Here is a 14,596-nt window from a genome sequence, read left to right on the forward strand (position 1 = left end):
CGCGGGCGCCCGCGCCCCGCGCTCAGTCGTCCAGGCCCTCCGCGGCGCGCGCCCGGCGCAGGTCCTTGATGGCCCGGCGGCGCGCGAGGCGGTGCGTGCGCCGGATCTGCGCCTCCTGGTAGCGGCGGCGGTCCCGCTCGGTCTCCGGGAGCACCGGCGGGACGCCCCGGGGCTTGCCGTCGGCGTCGACGGCGGCGAAGACGAGGTAGGCCGAGCCCACCTGCTGCGCGGGCGTCGACTCGTTCCAGCGCTCGGCGAGGACCCGGACGCCGACCTCCATGGAGCTGCGGCCCGTCCAGTTCACCTGCGCCTTCACGTGGACGAGGTCGCCGACCCGCACCGGCTCCAGGAAGGCCATCTCGTCCATGGACGCGGTGACCGCGGGCCCGCCCGAGTGCCGTCCCGCGACCGCCCCCGCGGCGTCGTCCACCAGTTTCATGATCACACCGCCGTGCACCGTGCCGAGGAGGTTGGTGTCGTTGTGGGTCATGATGTGGCTGAGAGTCGTGCGGGACGCCGAAGTCGGCTTGCCCGGAATCTCCGATTCCGCGCCAGGGGCCAGGTCTGTCATGGGCTCCACCCTATGTCTGACGTATGCAGGCCCCGCGCCGGGCCGCTTTGCATCAGCTCTGCAACAGCCCTGAACCGAAATCACGCCTGCCCTGTGAGGCACGTGGGCGGAGACGGCACACTAAGCCACATGAGCGATTGGCCTGACGACCAGGGCAACGGCCGCGCGTACGGCCGTGGCAGCGGGAACACGCAGCCTGAGGGCGCCCGCAGGATGCGGCATGTCCAGCGCGGCGGCCCGTCCGGCCGACCGGGCCAGCAGCAGGCGGCAGGCGTGCCGCAGCAGCAGCCGTACGACGACGGGTACGGCCGGCCGTACGGCGACGCGCGCGACGACATGTTCGAGCCCCGCAACCCCCGCCAGGAGGGTTACGACAGCGGCTACAACACCGGACAGGTCTACGGCTCCCCGAACGGCCCGGGGCAGGGCCAGGGCGGCCGGGGCGGCGACGACGGGTACGGCACCCGCGCGCCCCGTCCCGCACCGAACTGGCGGCGCCGCATCAAGATCGGCTCGATCTCCCTCGTCGTGGTGCTGCTCGCCGTCTCGATCGGCACGTACTTCTGGGCCGACTCCAAGCTCAAGCGCGAGGTCGATCTCTCCAAGGTCATCGAGCGCCCCGACGGCGGCGACGGCACGAACTACCTGATCGTCGGCTCCGACAGCCGCGAGGGCATGTCCGACCAGGACAAGAAGGACCTGCACACGGGCTCGGCCGCGGGCAAGCGCACGGACTCGATGATGATCCTGCACGTCGCGGACGACGGCGGGAACACGATGATCTCGCTGCCCCGCGACTCGAACGTGACGATCCCCTCGTTCAAGGGCGCCGAGTCCGGCAAGCTCTACCCGAACCAGGGCCGCCAGACGAAGCTCAACGCGGCGTACGCGGAGGACGGCCCCGAGCTGCTTGTCCGCACCGTCGAGTACAACACCGGCCTGAGGATCGACCACTACGCCGAGATCGGCTTCGGCGGATTCGCCAAGATCGTGGACGCGGTCGGCGGCGTCGAGATGGACATCCCCAAGGGCTTCAAGGACGAGAAGTCCGGCGCCGACTTCGAGGCGGGCAAGCAGACCCTCGACGGCAAGCAGGCCCTGGCCTTCGTCCGTACGCGCTACGCCCTGCCGGGCAGCGACCTGGACCGCACGAAGAACCAGCAGAAGTTCCTCGCGGCCCTGGCCAACCAGGCGGCCACGCCGGGCACGGTCATGAACCCCTTCAAGCTCTACCCCACGATGGGCGCGGGCCTGGACACGCTGATCGTCGACAAGGACATGGGCCTGTTCGACGTGGCGTCCATGTTCTGGGCGATGAAGGGCGTGACGGGCGGCGACGGCAAGTCCATGAACATGCCGCTCGCGGGCTCCACCGGCGGCAACCTCCTGTGGGACAAGGCCAAGGTCAAGCAGATGGTCGAACAGCTGAACAACGACGAGAAGGTCACCGTCTCGGGCGGCTGAGCGGTCTCCAGGACCTGTCGAAGGGGCCCCGCCGGACACTCGGCGGGGCCCCTTCGCATGCCTCGGCGGCCCCCTCGTACCCCGAACGCTTCGCCCGCCGCGAAGCCGCGGCTCCGGCGTGTCACGGTGGACCGGACCCCCCTGAAGCCGGAGCACCGCCATGGCAGATTTGCAGGTCGAATTCGACACCACCGCCGAAGCCGGAGAGCTCGACCGGCCCGTCGAGCGACCCCCCGCGCCCCCGTCCATATCCGATCCCGGGCCGGAGCCGCCCTCCTCACAGGCGCCCGTCTCGGAACCCCCCGTCTCGGAACCCCCCGCGCCCGACCCGCTGCGGCGGGCCCGCGCGCTGCTCGCCGCGCATCCCGTCGCCGACGGCTACAGCGGACTGCCCTGGGCACTGCGCGCACTGCCCTGGTACGACCTGGAGCTGGGCGACAGCGCCGTGGACGCCGACGTGCCGCGGCTGCGGGCGGGCGGCGTCGGAGCGCAGTTCTGGTCGCTGCACGTCCCGGAGAGCATCACCGGCGACCGTGTCCTCGCCGCGACCCTCGAACAGCTCGACCTCGTCAAGCACGTCGTCGGACGCCACCGCGAGGGGCTGCGCCTTGCGCACACCGCGTCCGAGGTGGCCGACGCCCGGCACTGCGGGCGCATCGCCGCCCTGATCGGCCCGGCGCGCGCCGAGGCGATCGGTGACTCGCTCGCCACCCTGCGCGCCCTGCACACCCTCGGCCTGTGCGCGCTCACGCTCTCCGGCACGTCCTGGGCGGGCCCCGAGGGGCTCACCCCGTTCGGCGAGGAAGTGGTGCGCGAGCTCAACAGGCTCGGCGTCCTCGCCGAACTGACCGGCGCCTCCGAGGCCACGGCGCACCGGGTGCTCGCCATCTCCAGGGCGCCCGCCCTGTTCACCCGCTCGGGGGCCCGCGCGCTGCGGGACGCCCCGGCGAACCTCCCGGACGACCTGCTGGCCGCGCTCGGCGCCGCCAAGGGCCTGTGCCTGGTGCCCCTGGCGGCCGAGCAGACGGGTGCCTCGATCAGCGAGGTCGCGGACCATCTCGACCACGTACGCCGCGTCGCGGGCCCGGAGTGCGTGGGCCTCTCGGGGACGTACGACACCCCGGCCGCGCACCCCGAGGGCCTTGCCGACACCTCGCGCTATCCGCACCTCGTCGCCGAGCTCATGGAGCGCGACTGGTCCGACGAGGACCTCGCCCGCCTGACGTGGGGCAACGTCCAACGGGTGCTGCGCGGCGTGGACTTCGCGGCACGGGCGGCGCGGGAGAGGCGCCGGCGGCAGGCGGCCGACTGAGACCGCACGGGCCGCTCAGTCCACGGGGATCCGGCAGAGGCAGAAGGGATGCCCTGCCGGATCGGCGTAGACGCGGAAGTCGCGCCTGCCGTTGTCGTCGTCGAGGTCGAGCGGCTTGGCACCCAGGGCCAGTACGCGTTCCTGGGCGCGCTCCACGTCCTGGACGGTGGGGCCCACGTCGATGTCGAGGTGGGCCTGCTGGGAGCCGGCGTCCGCCTGCGGCCAGTCGGGCGGGCGGTGGCCGGGGGCTTCCTGGAAACAGAGGCGCAGGCCGCCGGGGACGACGAGGGTGACCCAGTCGTCCTCCTCCTCGGCATCGACCTCGATCTGACCGCCGAGCAAGTGGCCGTAGAACTCGGCGAGTTGATAGGGGTCCGGGCAGTCGAGGACGACGTTGCGCAGGCGTCCGACGGGTGCCATGAGCGTTCCTTTCTCCGGCGGGACTCAGCAGGCGCAGAGACAGAACGGGTGCCCGGCAGGGTCGGCGTACACACGGAAGCTGCGCTCGCGGTCCTGCGTGTCCAGCGCCGTGGCGCCTAGCGCGAGCACCTCCTTCTCGACGGCGTCCAGTTGCGCCCGCTCCACGTCGAGGTCCAGGTGGAACTGCTGCGAGCGCGTGGCCTCGGGCCACTGCGGCGGTACGTGGCCGGGGGCGGCCTGGAAGGCGAGCGGTGTGCCGCCGGGGACCTCGAGCTGCACCCAGCCGTCGCCGTCGTCCTTGGGGGTGCCGCCGAGTACGGCCGCGTAGAAGCCGGCGAGCGCGAGGGGGTCGGGACAGTCGAGTGCGACGACGCCGAGCTTGGCGAGGGGCATGGTGGTCTCCTCGGGTTGGTTACCGGTAGGTGAGTTCTAGCAGTAACGGTTACTGCATGGTGCCCTACTGGAGGTAACGTCGCAAGCATGAATGACAGAGCACCCGCTCCCGGGGGCCTCGCGCTGATCCAGGCGCTGGTGAACACCCTGGACGTGGAGTCGGGCGCGGACGCGCTGGACACGGCTCAGGGGCGCGCGCCGTTCGACCTCGCGCCGGGCGCGGAGGTGGCGGCGGCTCGGGAGCTGCGGGAGTCGCTGCGGGTGGCGTGCCTCGCCCACGCGGGGCACGGACCGCATGCGGTCACCCGGCCCCTGGGTCAACTCCTGGCGGGCGCACCGCTGTTGGTGGACGTCTCCGCCGCCGACGGGTCGGCGTCGCTCGTCCCGGCCGATCCGTCCCCGCTGGCGTCACGGGTGGCGGCGGCCATCGCCGAGGCGGCGGCCGCCGGTACGTGGAGCCGCCTCAAGGCGTGCGAGGCCGCGGACTGCCTCTGGGCGTACTACGACCGGAGCCCGGCCGGGCGGAGCCGGTGGTGCGACATGGGGGTGTGCGGGGCTCGCGCGAAGATGCGGGCCTACCGGGCGCGGAAGTCCCCGCGGGGCGGGCAGTAGAGGTCCAGAGCCTTCGTGCCCTCAGGCCGAAGGTCGCCCCATCGCTCGGTAAGTCCAGCCGGCGCCCCGCCACACGGCCGGGTCCAGCGCGTTGCGGCCGTCCAGGATCAGCCGCTCGGCGGCCACCTCGCCCAGCGCCGCCGGGTCCAGCTCGCGGAACTCGCGCCACTCGGTCAGGTGCAGCACGACGTCCGCGCCCCGCACCGCCTCCACGGCCGACTCCGCGTACGCCAGCGTCGGGAAGAGCCGGCCCGCGTTCTCCATCCCCTTGGGGTCGTACACGGTGACCTGGCCGCCCTGGAGGTGGATCTGCCCGGCGACGTTCAACGCGGGCGAGTCACGTACGTCGTCCGAGTCCGGCTTGAACGTGGCGCCGAGGACCGCGACCCGCTTGCCCAGGAAGGACCCGCCGCCCAGCGCCTCGCGCGCCATCTCCACCATCTGCCCGCGCCGGCGCATGTTGATGGAGTCGATCTCGCGCAGGAAGGTCAGGGCCTGGTCCGCGCCCAGCTCCCCCGCCCGCGCCATGAACGCCCGGATGTCCTTGGGCAGGCAGCCGCCCCCGAAGCCGATGCCGGCCCGCAGGAACTTCTTGCCGATCCGGTCGTCGTACCCGAGCGCCTCCGCCAGCTTCACGACGTCGCCGCCCGCGGCCTCGCACACCTCGGCCATCGCGTTGATGAACGAGATCTTCGTGGCGAGGAAGGAGTTGGCGGCGGTCTTCACCAGCTCGGCGGTCGGGAAGTCCGTCACGACGAAGGGCGAACCCTCGCCGACCGGACCCGCGTACACCTCGCGAAGAAGCTTCTCCGCGTGCGAGCTGCGGACGCCGACGACGATGCGGTCCGGGTGCAGCGTGTCCTTCACCGCGAAGCCCTCCCGCAGGAACTCCGGGTTCCAGGCGAGCTCGGCCTCCGCGCCCACCGGGGCGTTCGCGGCGAGCTCACGCGCGAGGCGGTCCGCCGAGCCGACCGGCACGGTCGACTTGCCGACGACCAGCGCGGGCTTGGTCAGATGCGGGGCCAGCTGCGCGAAGGCGCTGTCGACGTAGCTCATGTCGCAGGCGTACTCGCCGTGCTTCTGCGGGGTGTTCACGCAGACGAAGTGGACGTCGCCGAAGGCGGCGGCCTCGGCGAAGTCCATGGTGAAGCGCAGCCGCCCGCTGGAGCCCTCGATCCCGGCGACGTGCTTGCGCAGCAGCTCCTCGAGACCGGGCTCGTACATCGGGACCTCGCCCCGCTGGAGCATCTCGATCTTCTCGGGCACGACGTCGAGGCCGAGCACCTCGAAACCGAGCTCGGCCATGGCCGCGGCGTGCGTCGCACCGAGGTAGCCGGTGCCGATCACGGTGATCTTGAGGGCCATGCGGTGCTCCAGGGGTCTACGGCCGTCAGTGCGGTGCCCGAGCATAGTCGGGCCCTTGACCGGGCACGTTTCCGCCATCGCCACCCGTCGGCTGCCCGCTGTCGGCAAGCTCACGTATCCCTCGCGTGGGCCGCCCTCTAAAATTTGGGTTACTTAACGGTAATTAGCGTCCTTGGAGCGTGAGAGACCTTGGCCGGATCGGCTGATTTCGACCTGTACCGCCCGTCCGAGGAGCACGACATGCTCCGCGACGCGATCCGTTCGCTCTCCGAGGCGAAGATCGCGCCCTTCGCCGCGGCGGTGGACGAGGAGGCCCGCTTCCCACAGGAGGCGCTGGACGCCCTCGTCTCCTCCGACCTGCACGCCGTGCACGTACCGGAGAGCTACGGCGGCACGGGCGCCGACGCGCTCGCCACGGTCATCGTGATCGAGGAGGTGGCGCGCGTCTGCGCCTCGTCCTCGCTGATCCCGGCCGTGAACAAGCTGGGTTCGCTCCCCGTGATCCTCTCCGGGTCCGAGGAGCTGAAGAAGAAGTACATGACGCCGCTCGCCAAGGGCGAGGGCATGTTCTCGTACTGCCTCTCCGAGCCGGACGCCGGTTCGGACGCGGCGGGCATGAAGACGAAGGCCGTCCGTGACGGCGACTCCTGGGTCCTCAACGGCGTGAAGCGCTGGATCACGAACGCGGGCGTCTCCGAGTACTACACGGTCATGGCCGTGACGGACCCGACCAAGCGCTCGAAGGGCATCTCCGCCTTCGTCGTCGAGAAGTCGGACGAGGGCGTCTCCTTCGGCGCCCCGGAGAAGAAGCTCGGCATCAAGGGTTCGCCGACCCGCGAGGTCTACTTCGACAACGTTCGCATCCCCGCCGACCGCATGATCGGCGAGGAGGGCACGGGCTTCGCCACGGCGATGAAGACCCTGGACCACACCCGCATCACCATCGCGGCCCAGGCCCTCGGCATCGCGCAGGGCGCCCTGGACTACGCCAAGGGGTACGTCCAGGAGCGCAAGCAGTTCGGGAAGCCGATCGGCGACTTCCAGGGCGTGCAGTTCATGCTCGCGGACATGGCCATGAAGATCGAGGCCGCGCGTCAGCTGACGTACGCGGCAGCGGCCAAGTCGGAGCGCGGCGACGCGGACCTCACCTTCCAGGGCGCGGCCGCCAAGTGCTTCGCCTCGGACGTCGCGATGGAGGTCACCACGGACGCCGTCCAGCTGCTCGGCGGTTACGGCTACACCCGTGACTACCCCGTCGAGCGGATGATGCGCGACGCGAAGATCACGCAGATCTACGAGGGCACGAACCAGGTCCAGCGGATCGTGATGGCCCGCAACCTGCCGTAACCCCGCACCACACAGCCGCCCTTCCCCTGCCGCAGGGGGAGGGCGGCTGTGTTTTTACCGGGCCTGTTCCACGGGCGGCGGAAGCACCGGAGGTTCGCCCCACGGGAGTTCCAGCGCCGTTCGCAGCGCGTGCACCGTCCGGTCGCCGATCCGGGCGGCCAGTTCCTGCTCCACGTGGCGCAGGACCAGTTCGGCCCTGCGGTGCGTGCGCTCGCCCTCCGCGGTGCGGCGGATGAGCCGCCGGCGCCCCGACGAGGGGTCGGGGACCTGTTCCAGGAGGCCGGCCGCGACCAGGCCGTGCACCGCCTGGTGTGCGGTCTGCCGGGTGACGCCCATGCGGCGGGCCAGTTCGGACACCGTCGTGCCCTCGTCGTCGAGTACGGCGAAGAGGCCCGCCTGGGTCGGCGAGACATGGATCTCCCCCGCCTCCTCCAGGGACGCGAGGAGCGCGTCCTCGAACCAGCGCCGGGCGTCGCCGAGGAGCTGGGGGAGGTTACGGCCGGTGGTGGCGTGCATGGCGTGAGCCTATGGGTTCGAGGGGGCTTCGAGGGTCTCCGCTTGCCCGCATCGGATTCTCCCCTTGCCCGCATCGGATTTCTTATGTCAGGCTACCTGACATTCCCCTCCCTCCTCAGTCCCGGAGAGCTCATGACCATCGAGTACGCCACCCGCCACCGGCACTCCTCACGCATCCCCGCCGAGCCGGGCAAGCCCTACGTCATCGAGAAGGGCGAGGGCGACCGCGCCCATCTGTTCGGCGACCTGATCACCATCTACGCGGGCGGTGAGCAGACCGAGAACGGCTTCAACTTCTTCACCGTCGAGGGCCCCAGGGGCAACGTCATCCCGGCCCACCTGCACCCCGACACGTACGAGGTCTTCTACGTCACCCAGGGCGCCGTCCGCCTCTTCGTCGAGGACCTGGAGGGCGAGCAGCTGGAGAAGCTCCTCACCCCCGGCGACTTCGGCTTCGTACCCAAGAACTGTCCGCACGCCTACCGCATGGAGCGCCACCACAGCCAGGTCGTCGGCGTCGCCGCGGGGCCCGGCGGCACCTTCGAGCGGTTCTTCGAGACCCTCGGGGCGCCCGCCGAGGGTCTCGGCCTGCCGCGCGAGCCCGTCGTGCCCACGCCCGACAAGTTCGCCACCGTCCCCGAGCAGTACGACGTGCACTTCCTGCCCGAGCACCAGTGGCGCACCCGGTGAGCGAGTCCCTGCGCCGGCTGATCGCCGCGCCCCATCCGGACGTCGCACCCCTTCCGGCCCCGCATCCGCGGGTCCTGCGCGGCGTCCCGTACGGCGAGGTCGACGGCGCACGTCCGCTGGAGCTCGACCTGTGGCTCCCGGTGGACGCCGGGAACGGGCCCGCGCCTCTCGTGCTCTTCGTGCACGGCGGCGCCTGGCGGCGAGGGCGCCGTGACGACATGGGGCTGCGCACCCGGGACTGGAACCCGGGGCCGCTCGCCCGTATCGCCGCCGCGGGCTTCGCGGTGGCCTGCGCCGACTACCGGCTCAGCGGCGAGGCCACCTTCCCCGCGCCGCTCGACGACCTGCGGGCCGCGCTGCGCTGGCTCCGACTGCGCGCGCCGGAGCTCGGCGTCGACACCGCGCGAACCGTGGTGTGGGGCGAGTCCGCGGGCGGGCACCTGGCCTCGCTCCTGGCTCTCGACCCCGCGGTCGCGGCCTCCGGCGCCGTGATCTGGTACGCCCCGAGCGACCTCACCGTCCCCCGCGGCCCGTTCGACCCGCACAGCGCCGCGACCCCGGAGGCCCTGCTGCTCGGCGCCGCCCCCGCGGCCGTGCCCGAGGCCGCCCGCGCGGCGAGCCCCGTCACGCGGGTCCACCGCGACGCCCCGCCCTTCCTCCTGGTCCACGGCGAGCGGGACACGATGGTGCCGGTGACACACAGCGAGACACTCGCCGCCCGCCTGCGGGAGGCGGGAGCCCGCGTAGAACTGCGTACGGTGCCGGACGCGGACCACGGCTGGCACGGAGCGCCCGATGACACGGTGGCCAACCTCTTCACCCACTCGCTGCGATTCGCACAGCGACTCGTCAGCTGAAGCAACGCGAAGGGCGGGGGTGGCCGTTCGGCCGCCCCCGCCCTGATGCCCGTATCCCCGTATCCCCGTACGCCCTCAGCCGTCCAGCTGCTCGAGCGTCGCGTTCGACGGGCCGCGCCTGGACTGTTCGTCGCGGGCCACGTCCTCGGCTGCTCCGAGTACGCGCACCGCGTTCTGCCACGTCAGCTTGGCCAGGTCCGGCTTCGACCAGCCGCGGGTCAGGAGCTCCGCGATCAGGTTCGGGTAGCCCGCGACGTCGTCGAGGCCGTCCGGCGTGAACGCCGTGCCGTCGTAGTCCCCTCCGATGCCGATGTGGTCGACGCCCGCCACCTCACGCATGTGGTCGAGGTGGTCGGCGACCGTGGCCGCCGTGGCGACCGGGCGCGGGTGCGACTCCTCGAAGGCCGCGTGGACCTTCATCGCGTCCGGCTTCGTGTCCAGGTGATGGAAGCCGTGCGCCCGCATGTTCTCGTCGGCGGCCGCCGTCCAGTCGACCGCCGCCTGGAGGACGAACTTCGGGACGAACGTGGCCATCGCGACGCCGCCGTTCACCGAAAGGCGTTCCAGGACGTCGTCCGGGATGTTGCGCGGGTGGTCGCACACCGCCCGGGAGGAGGAGTGGGAGAAGATCACGGGCGCCACGGACGTGTCCAGGGCCGCCCGCATCGTCGTCGCCGCCACGTGGGAGAGGTCCACGAGCATGCCGCTGCGGTTCATCTCGCGGACCACCTCGTGGCCGAAGGCCGACAGGCCCCCGACGCCGGGCTCGTCCGTCGCCGAGTCCGCCCACGCGATGTTGTCGTTGTGCGTCAGCGTCATGTAGCGGACGCCGAGCGCGTGCAACGCCCGCAGGGTCGCGAGGGAGTTGTTGATGGAGTGGCCGCCCTCGGCGCCCATCAGGGACGCGATACGGCCCTCCGCCCGCGCCGCCTCCATGTCCGCGGCCGTCAGCGCGCGCCGCAGGTCCGCCGGGTAACGCGTGAGCAACTGGTCGACGCAGTCGATCTGTTCGAGCGTCGCGCTCACCGCCGCGTCACCCGTCAGGTCCGTGCGGACGTACACCGACCAGAACTGGGCGCCGACACCGCCCGCCCGCAGGCGCGCGATGTCCGTGTGGAGGTGGCCCGTCTGGTCGGACGCGATGTCCAGGCGGTCGATGTCGTACCCCGCCTTCTCGCGCAGCGCCCAGGGCAGGTCGTTGTGCCCGTCGACCACGGGGAACTCGGCGAGAAAGGCACGGGCCTCGTCGAGGGACGTCACGCCGCTCACTTCCCCGAGCCGAAGCCGAAGCCGGAGCCCGCGCCCTCGACCTTCGTACGGAGCCGCTTGCCCTTCTCCGTGGCCTGTTCGTACAGCTCCTGCTGGAACTCCCGCATACGGCCGAGGAGTTCGGGGTCGTGCGCGGCCAGGATGCGCGCCGCGAGGAGGCCCGCGTTGCGCGCGCCGCCCACCGAGACCGTCGCCACCGGCACGCCCGCGGGCATCTGCACGATGGACAGGAGGGAGTCCATGCCGTCGAGGTACTTCAGCGGTACGGGCACGCCGATGACCGGCAGCGGGGTCACCGAGGCCAGCATGCCCGGCAGGTGCGCGGCGCCGCCGGCCCCCGCGATGATCGCCTTGAGGCCGCGGTCCGCCGCTTCCTCGCCGTACGCGACCATCTCGCGGGGCATGCGGTGCGCCGAGACGACGTCGACCTCGTAGGGGATCTCGAACTCGTCGAGGGCCTTGGCCGCGGCCTCCATGACGGGCCAGTCGGAGTCCGAGCCCATGACGATGCCGACCACAGGTCCTGCGGGTTCTACGGATGCCGTCATTCGGTGATCGTTCCTCTGAGATAGCCGGCCGCGTGACGGGCGCGCTCCAGCACGTCGTCCAGGTCGTCGCCGTAGGTGTTGACGTGGCCGACCTTGCGGCCGGGCTTCACGTCCTTGCCGTACATGTGGATCTTCAACTGCGGGTCGCGCGCCATGCAGTGCAGGTACGCCTGGTACATGTCCGGGTAGTCGCCGCCCAGGACATTGGCCATGACCGTCCACTTCGCCCGCGGGCGCGGGTCGCCGAGGGGCAGGTCGAGCACCGCGCGCACGTGGTTGGCGAACTGGGACGTGATCGCCCCGTCCTGCGTCCAGTGGCCGGAGTTGTGCGGGCGCATCGCCAGTTCGTTCACCAGGATGCGGCCGTCGCGCGTCTCGAAGAGCTCGACCGCCAGGTGGCCGACCACGCCGAGTTCCTTCGCGACGCGAAGGGCCAGTTCCTGCGCCTGGCCCGCGAGGTCCTCCGAGAGGCCGGGGGCCGGCGCGATCACCGTGTCGCAGACGCCGTCGACCTGCTGCGACTCGACGACGGGGTAGGCCACGGCCTGGCCGTGCGGCGAGCGCACGACGTTCGCCGCGAGCTCTCGCGCGAAGTCGACCTTCTCCTCGGCGAGCACGGGGACACCGGCCCGGAAGGGGTCTTCGGCGTCCTCGACGGAACGTACGAACCACACCCCCTTTCCGTCATAGCCGCCACGCACCGTCTTGAGGATCACGGGGAAGCCGTCGCCCTCGGCCGCGAAGGCCGCCACGTCGGCCGGATCGCGCACGATCCGGTGGCGTGGACAGGGCACGCCGATCTCCGTGAGCTTCTCGCGCATGACGCCCTTGTCCTGGGCGTGCACCAGCGCGTCGGGCCCCGGACGCACGGGGATGCCGTCCGCCTCCAGGGCCCGTAGATGCTCGGTGGGTACGTGTTCGTGATCGAAAGTGATCACGTCGCAGCCCCTCGCGAACGCGCGCAGCGTGTCGAGGTCGCGATAGTCGCCGATGACGACATCGCCGACGACCTGCGCCGCGGAGTCCTGAGGGGTGTCACTGAGGAGCTTGAATTTCAGGCCGAGGGGGATACCCGCCTCGTGGGTCATGCGGGCGAGCTGACCGCCGCCGACCATGCCGACTACCGGGAACGTCACACCCCCAGGGTATCGGCCTGTATCGGCCACCTCGGAACGGCCGGTTTCCGTGCACCGTACGGGCTCTCCCGTCACAGAGGCGCCACAGTGTGGAGGCGCCCCCGAGCGACGGGCGGGGTCGCTGGTTAGCATGGCTGGGTTGACGCGACCGAATCACCACATACGTCGACGAGGACGAGACCGAACGAATCGACGACGGGGGTTGGGGCGACCACCATGACGGAACGTGGCGCACTACGGGTGCGACTGGAGCAGCTCGCGCGCGAAGTGGCCAAGTTCGGAGCCGTGGGGGCGCTGGGCACGCTGGTGAACTTCAGCGTGTCGAACCTGCTGTGGCACACCACCGACCTGCAGGCCGTGCGGGCGAACGTGATCGCCACCGTCGTGGCCATCGCCTTCAACTACGTGGGGTTCCGCTACTTCACGTACAAAGACCGCGACAAGAGTTCCCGCACCAAGGAGCTCACGCTGTTCCTGGTCTTCAGCGCGGTCGGCCTGGTGATCGAGAACGGCGTCCTGTACGCGGCGATCTACGGCTTCGACTGGGACAGCCCGCTGCAGCGCAACATCTTCAAGTTCGTGGGCATCGGCATCGCCACCTGCTTCCGCTTCTGGTCCTACCGCACCTGGGTCTTCAAGGCGCTGCCCGCGCGGGAGACGGTCGCCCGTGCGGAATCGTTCCTGGACGGCGGCTCCACGGCCGTGGCGCCCAAGGAGAAGCGCCCGGCCGGGCGGGGCACGCGCTAGCGCACCGTCTCCTCGTCGTGCCACCGGTCGCGCTTCTGCGGCGGCGTACGCGACAGGAACAGGCCGAAGACCGGCGGCTTGGTCTGCAGCATCTCCAGGCGGCCGCCGTCCGCCTCGGCCAGGTCCCGGGCGACCGCGAGGCCGATGCCGGTCGAGTTGCGGCCGCTGATGGTGCGCTCGAAGATCCGCGCGCCGAGGTCGGCGGGGACGCCGGGGCCGTCGTCGGTGACCTCGATGACCGTCTGGTTTCCCGTGACGCGGGTCCGCAGCGCCACGGTGCCGCCGCCGTGCATGAGCGAGTTCTCGATGAGGGCGGCCAGGACCTGCGCGACCGCCCCGGGGGTGCCCACGGCCCGCAGGTGCCGCTTGCCCGAGCTGACGATGGCGCGGCCCGCGCTGCGGTAGGCCGGGCGCCACTCCTCCAGCTGCTGCTTGACGACCTCGTCCAGGTCGAAGGAGACGGCGGAGCCGGTGCGCGGGTCGCGTGAGTTCGTGAGCAGCCGCTGCACGACGTCGGTGAGGCGCTCGACCTGCGCGAGCGCGATCGTGGCCTCCTCCTTCACCGTGTCCAGGTCATCGGTGACGGTGATCTCCTCCAGGCGCATGGAGAGGGCCGTCAGGGGCGTACGCAGCTGGTGCGAGGCGTCCGCGGCGAGGCGGCGCTCGGCGGTCAGCATCCGGGCGATGCGCTCGGCGCTGCCGTCCAGGACGTCCGCGACGCGGTCGAGCTCCGGCACCCCGTACCGCTTGTGGCGGGGCCTCGGGTCGCCGGAGCCGAGGCGCTCGGCGGTCTCCGCGAGGTCGGTGAGGGGCGAGGCGAGGCGGTTGGCCTGGCGTACGGCGAGGAGTACGGCGGCGATGATCGCGAGGAGGGCGACGGCGCCGATGATCAGCAGGGTGCGGCCGACCTCCTGGGTGACGGCGGTGCGCGGCTCCTCGACGGTGACCTTCTCGCCCTCCTCGCCCGTGGCCGTGTCGCGGATGACGTCGCCGGTGGGGCGGGAGCCGATCTTGATGGGGGCGCGGCCGGGGATCTCGATGAGGGCGTAGCGGTCGGCGTCGACCGCGGCCACGTCCCGCAGGATCTCGGCGCTGATCCGCTCGTCGCTGATGAGCCTGCTGTCCACGACGCTGGCCAGGCGGAGCGCCTCACTCGTCACCCGCTCCTGGGCGCTGCTGCTGATGGTCCTCGTCTCGACGATGACGAGGCTGACGCCGAAGACGGCGATGACCACGAGGACTACGGCGAGGGTGGAGCTGATCAGTCTGCGGCGCATTTACTCAGTGTGGCCGATCGGAGCCCCCGTCAGGGGCGCGGGGAACTGCGCGAGCACCCCGGAACGACCCGC

Annotated in this window: 16 protein-coding genes; 7 read left to right on the forward strand and 9 right to left on the reverse strand. The window is 71.5% G+C overall.

What is annotated here, in order from left to right; translation table 11 throughout:
• Positions 1-22: 22 nt before the first annotated feature.
• Positions 23-571, reverse strand: coding sequence for an acyl-CoA thioesterase (locus AB0M70_RS19315; RefSeq protein ID WP_363211602.1), 549 nt, complete (start codon positions 569-571; stop codon positions 23-25).
• A gap of 129 nt (positions 572-700) precedes the next feature.
• Here AB0M70_RS19315 and AB0M70_RS19320 point away from each other — a divergent pair, with 129 nt between their 5' ends.
• Positions 701-2,035 carry an LCP family protein gene (locus tag AB0M70_RS19320; RefSeq protein WP_365821181.1) on the forward strand — a complete coding sequence of 445 codons (1,335 nt, stop codon included), beginning with the start codon at positions 701-703 and terminating at the stop codon, positions 2,033-2,035.
• 160 nt (positions 2,036-2,195) lie between these two features.
• On the forward strand, positions 2,196-3,347 hold the full coding sequence (locus tag AB0M70_RS19325) for a membrane dipeptidase (protein WP_365821182.1): 1,152 nt from the start codon (positions 2,196-2,198) through the stop codon (positions 3,345-3,347).
• A gap of 15 nt (positions 3,348-3,362) precedes the next feature.
• Here AB0M70_RS19325 and AB0M70_RS19330 read toward each other — a convergent pair whose 3' ends face one another.
• Positions 3,363-3,767: a VOC family protein gene (locus AB0M70_RS19330; protein ID WP_365821183.1), complete on the reverse strand. Its 405-nt coding sequence runs from the start codon at positions 3,765-3,767 to the stop codon at positions 3,363-3,365.
• 24 nt (positions 3,768-3,791) lie between these two features.
• A complete protein-coding gene (locus AB0M70_RS19335; protein WP_365821184.1) occupies positions 3,792-4,160 on the reverse strand; it encodes a VOC family protein in 369 nt (122 codons plus the stop codon).
• A gap of 87 nt (positions 4,161-4,247) precedes the next feature.
• On the opposite strand from AB0M70_RS19335, the gene AB0M70_RS19340 reads away from it, so the two are divergent.
• A complete protein-coding gene (locus tag AB0M70_RS19340) occupies positions 4,248-4,772 on the forward strand; it encodes a CGNR zinc finger domain-containing protein (RefSeq protein ID WP_365821185.1) in 525 nt (174 codons plus the stop codon).
• Between the two features lie 21 nt (positions 4,773-4,793).
• On the opposite strand, the gene AB0M70_RS19345 is transcribed toward AB0M70_RS19340, so the two are convergent.
• Entirely contained in the window at positions 4,794-6,137 is a 1,344-nt protein-coding gene (locus AB0M70_RS19345) for a UDP-glucose/GDP-mannose dehydrogenase family protein (RefSeq protein WP_365821186.1), read from the reverse strand.
• A gap of 189 nt (positions 6,138-6,326) precedes the next feature.
• On the opposite strand from AB0M70_RS19345, the gene AB0M70_RS19350 reads away from it, so the two are divergent.
• Entirely contained in the window at positions 6,327-7,484 is a 1,158-nt protein-coding gene (locus AB0M70_RS19350; RefSeq protein WP_190083453.1) for an acyl-CoA dehydrogenase, read from the forward strand.
• Positions 7,485-7,538: 54 nt separating this feature from the next.
• Here the strand turns inward: AB0M70_RS19350 and AB0M70_RS19355 are convergent, their stop codons facing one another.
• Positions 7,539-8,000, reverse strand: coding sequence for a MarR family transcriptional regulator (locus tag AB0M70_RS19355; protein WP_365821187.1), 462 nt, complete (start codon positions 7,998-8,000; stop codon positions 7,539-7,541).
• 132 nt (positions 8,001-8,132) lie between these two features.
• Here AB0M70_RS19355 and AB0M70_RS19360 point away from each other — a divergent pair, with 132 nt between their 5' ends.
• Together AB0M70_RS19360 and AB0M70_RS19365 are read left to right on the forward strand one after the other, a co-directional pair.
• Positions 8,133-8,690, forward strand: coding sequence for a quercetin 2,3-dioxygenase (locus AB0M70_RS19360; RefSeq protein ID WP_365821188.1), 558 nt, complete (start codon positions 8,133-8,135; stop codon positions 8,688-8,690).
• The gene (locus AB0M70_RS19365; RefSeq protein ID WP_365821189.1) at positions 8,687-9,547 is read left to right on the forward strand and encodes an alpha/beta hydrolase; all 861 of its coding nucleotides are present in this window, start codon (positions 8,687-8,689) and stop codon (positions 9,545-9,547) included. The genes AB0M70_RS19360 and AB0M70_RS19365 overlap by 4 nt, the downstream gene beginning before the upstream one ends.
• Positions 9,548-9,622: 75 nt before the next feature.
• On the opposite strand, the gene AB0M70_RS19370 is transcribed toward AB0M70_RS19365, so the two are convergent.
• The 3 genes from AB0M70_RS19370 to AB0M70_RS19380 are packed head-to-tail and all read right to left on the reverse strand — an operon-like array spanning position 9,623 to position 12,479.
• Positions 9,623-10,807, reverse strand: a complete 1,185-nt coding sequence (locus AB0M70_RS19370; RefSeq protein ID WP_365821541.1) for a dipeptidase — start codon at positions 10,805-10,807, stop codon at positions 9,623-9,625.
• Positions 10,808-10,812: 5 nt separating this feature from the next.
• The gene (gene purE / locus AB0M70_RS19375; protein ID WP_365821190.1) at positions 10,813-11,364 is read right to left on the reverse strand and encodes a 5-(carboxyamino)imidazole ribonucleotide mutase; all 552 of its coding nucleotides are present in this window, start codon (positions 11,362-11,364) and stop codon (positions 10,813-10,815) included.
• On the reverse strand, positions 11,361-12,479 hold the full coding sequence (locus tag AB0M70_RS19380) for a 5-(carboxyamino)imidazole ribonucleotide synthase (RefSeq protein WP_365821542.1): 1,119 nt from the start codon (positions 12,477-12,479) through the stop codon (positions 11,361-11,363). The genes purE and AB0M70_RS19380 overlap by 4 nt, the downstream gene beginning before the upstream one ends.
• Positions 12,480-12,716: 237 nt before the next feature.
• Between AB0M70_RS19380 and AB0M70_RS19385 the strand changes: the two genes are divergently transcribed.
• Positions 12,717-13,247: a GtrA family protein gene (locus tag AB0M70_RS19385; protein WP_365821191.1), complete on the forward strand. Its 531-nt coding sequence runs from the start codon at positions 12,717-12,719 to the stop codon at positions 13,245-13,247.
• Here AB0M70_RS19385 and AB0M70_RS19390 read toward each other — a convergent pair.
• Positions 13,244-14,524, reverse strand: coding sequence for an ATP-binding protein (locus tag AB0M70_RS19390; protein ID WP_365821192.1), 1,281 nt, complete (start codon positions 14,522-14,524; stop codon positions 13,244-13,246). The genes AB0M70_RS19385 and AB0M70_RS19390 overlap by 4 nt on opposite strands.
• Positions 14,525-14,596: the final 72 nt, after the last annotated feature.

This window comes from Streptomyces sp. NPDC051214 (assembly GCF_040682375.1).
GTDB lineage: Bacteria > Actinomycetota > Actinomycetes > Streptomycetales > Streptomycetaceae > Streptomyces.

Bases quoted from the DNA above. Each gene is read 5' to 3' on its own strand.
- AB0M70_RS19315 (WP_363211602.1), bottom strand. From the start codon at position 571: ATGACAGACCTGGCCCCTGGCGCGGAATCGGAGATTCCGGGCAAGCCG.
- AB0M70_RS19320 (WP_365821181.1), top strand. From the start codon at position 701: ATGAGCGATTGGCCTGACGACCAGGGCAACGGCCGCGCGTACGGCCGT.
- AB0M70_RS19325 (WP_365821182.1), top strand. From the start codon at position 2,196: ATGGCAGATTTGCAGGTCGAATTCGACACCACCGCCGAAGCCGGAGAG.
- AB0M70_RS19330 (WP_365821183.1), bottom strand. From the start codon at position 3,767: ATGGCACCCGTCGGACGCCTGCGCAACGTCGTCCTCGACTGCCCGGAC.
- AB0M70_RS19335 (WP_365821184.1), bottom strand. From the start codon at position 4,160: ATGCCCCTCGCCAAGCTCGGCGTCGTCGCACTCGACTGTCCCGACCCC.
- AB0M70_RS19340 (WP_365821185.1), top strand. From the start codon at position 4,248: ATGAATGACAGAGCACCCGCTCCCGGGGGCCTCGCGCTGATCCAGGCG.
- AB0M70_RS19345 (WP_365821186.1), bottom strand. From the start codon at position 6,137: ATGGCCCTCAAGATCACCGTGATCGGCACCGGCTACCTCGGTGCGACG.
- AB0M70_RS19355 (WP_365821187.1), bottom strand. From the start codon at position 8,000: ATGCACGCCACCACCGGCCGTAACCTCCCCCAGCTCCTCGGCGACGCC.
- AB0M70_RS19360 (WP_365821188.1), top strand. From the start codon at position 8,133: ATGACCATCGAGTACGCCACCCGCCACCGGCACTCCTCACGCATCCCC.
- purE (WP_365821190.1), bottom strand. From the start codon at position 11,364: ATGACGGCATCCGTAGAACCCGCAGGACCTGTGGTCGGCATCGTCATG.
- AB0M70_RS19380 (WP_365821542.1), bottom strand. From the start codon at position 12,479: ATGGTCGGCGGCGGTCAGCTCGCCCGCATGACCCACGAGGCGGGTATC.
- AB0M70_RS19385 (WP_365821191.1), top strand. From the start codon at position 12,717: ATGACGGAACGTGGCGCACTACGGGTGCGACTGGAGCAGCTCGCGCGC.
- AB0M70_RS19390 (WP_365821192.1), bottom strand. From the start codon at position 14,524: ATGCGCCGCAGACTGATCAGCTCCACCCTCGCCGTAGTCCTCGTGGTC.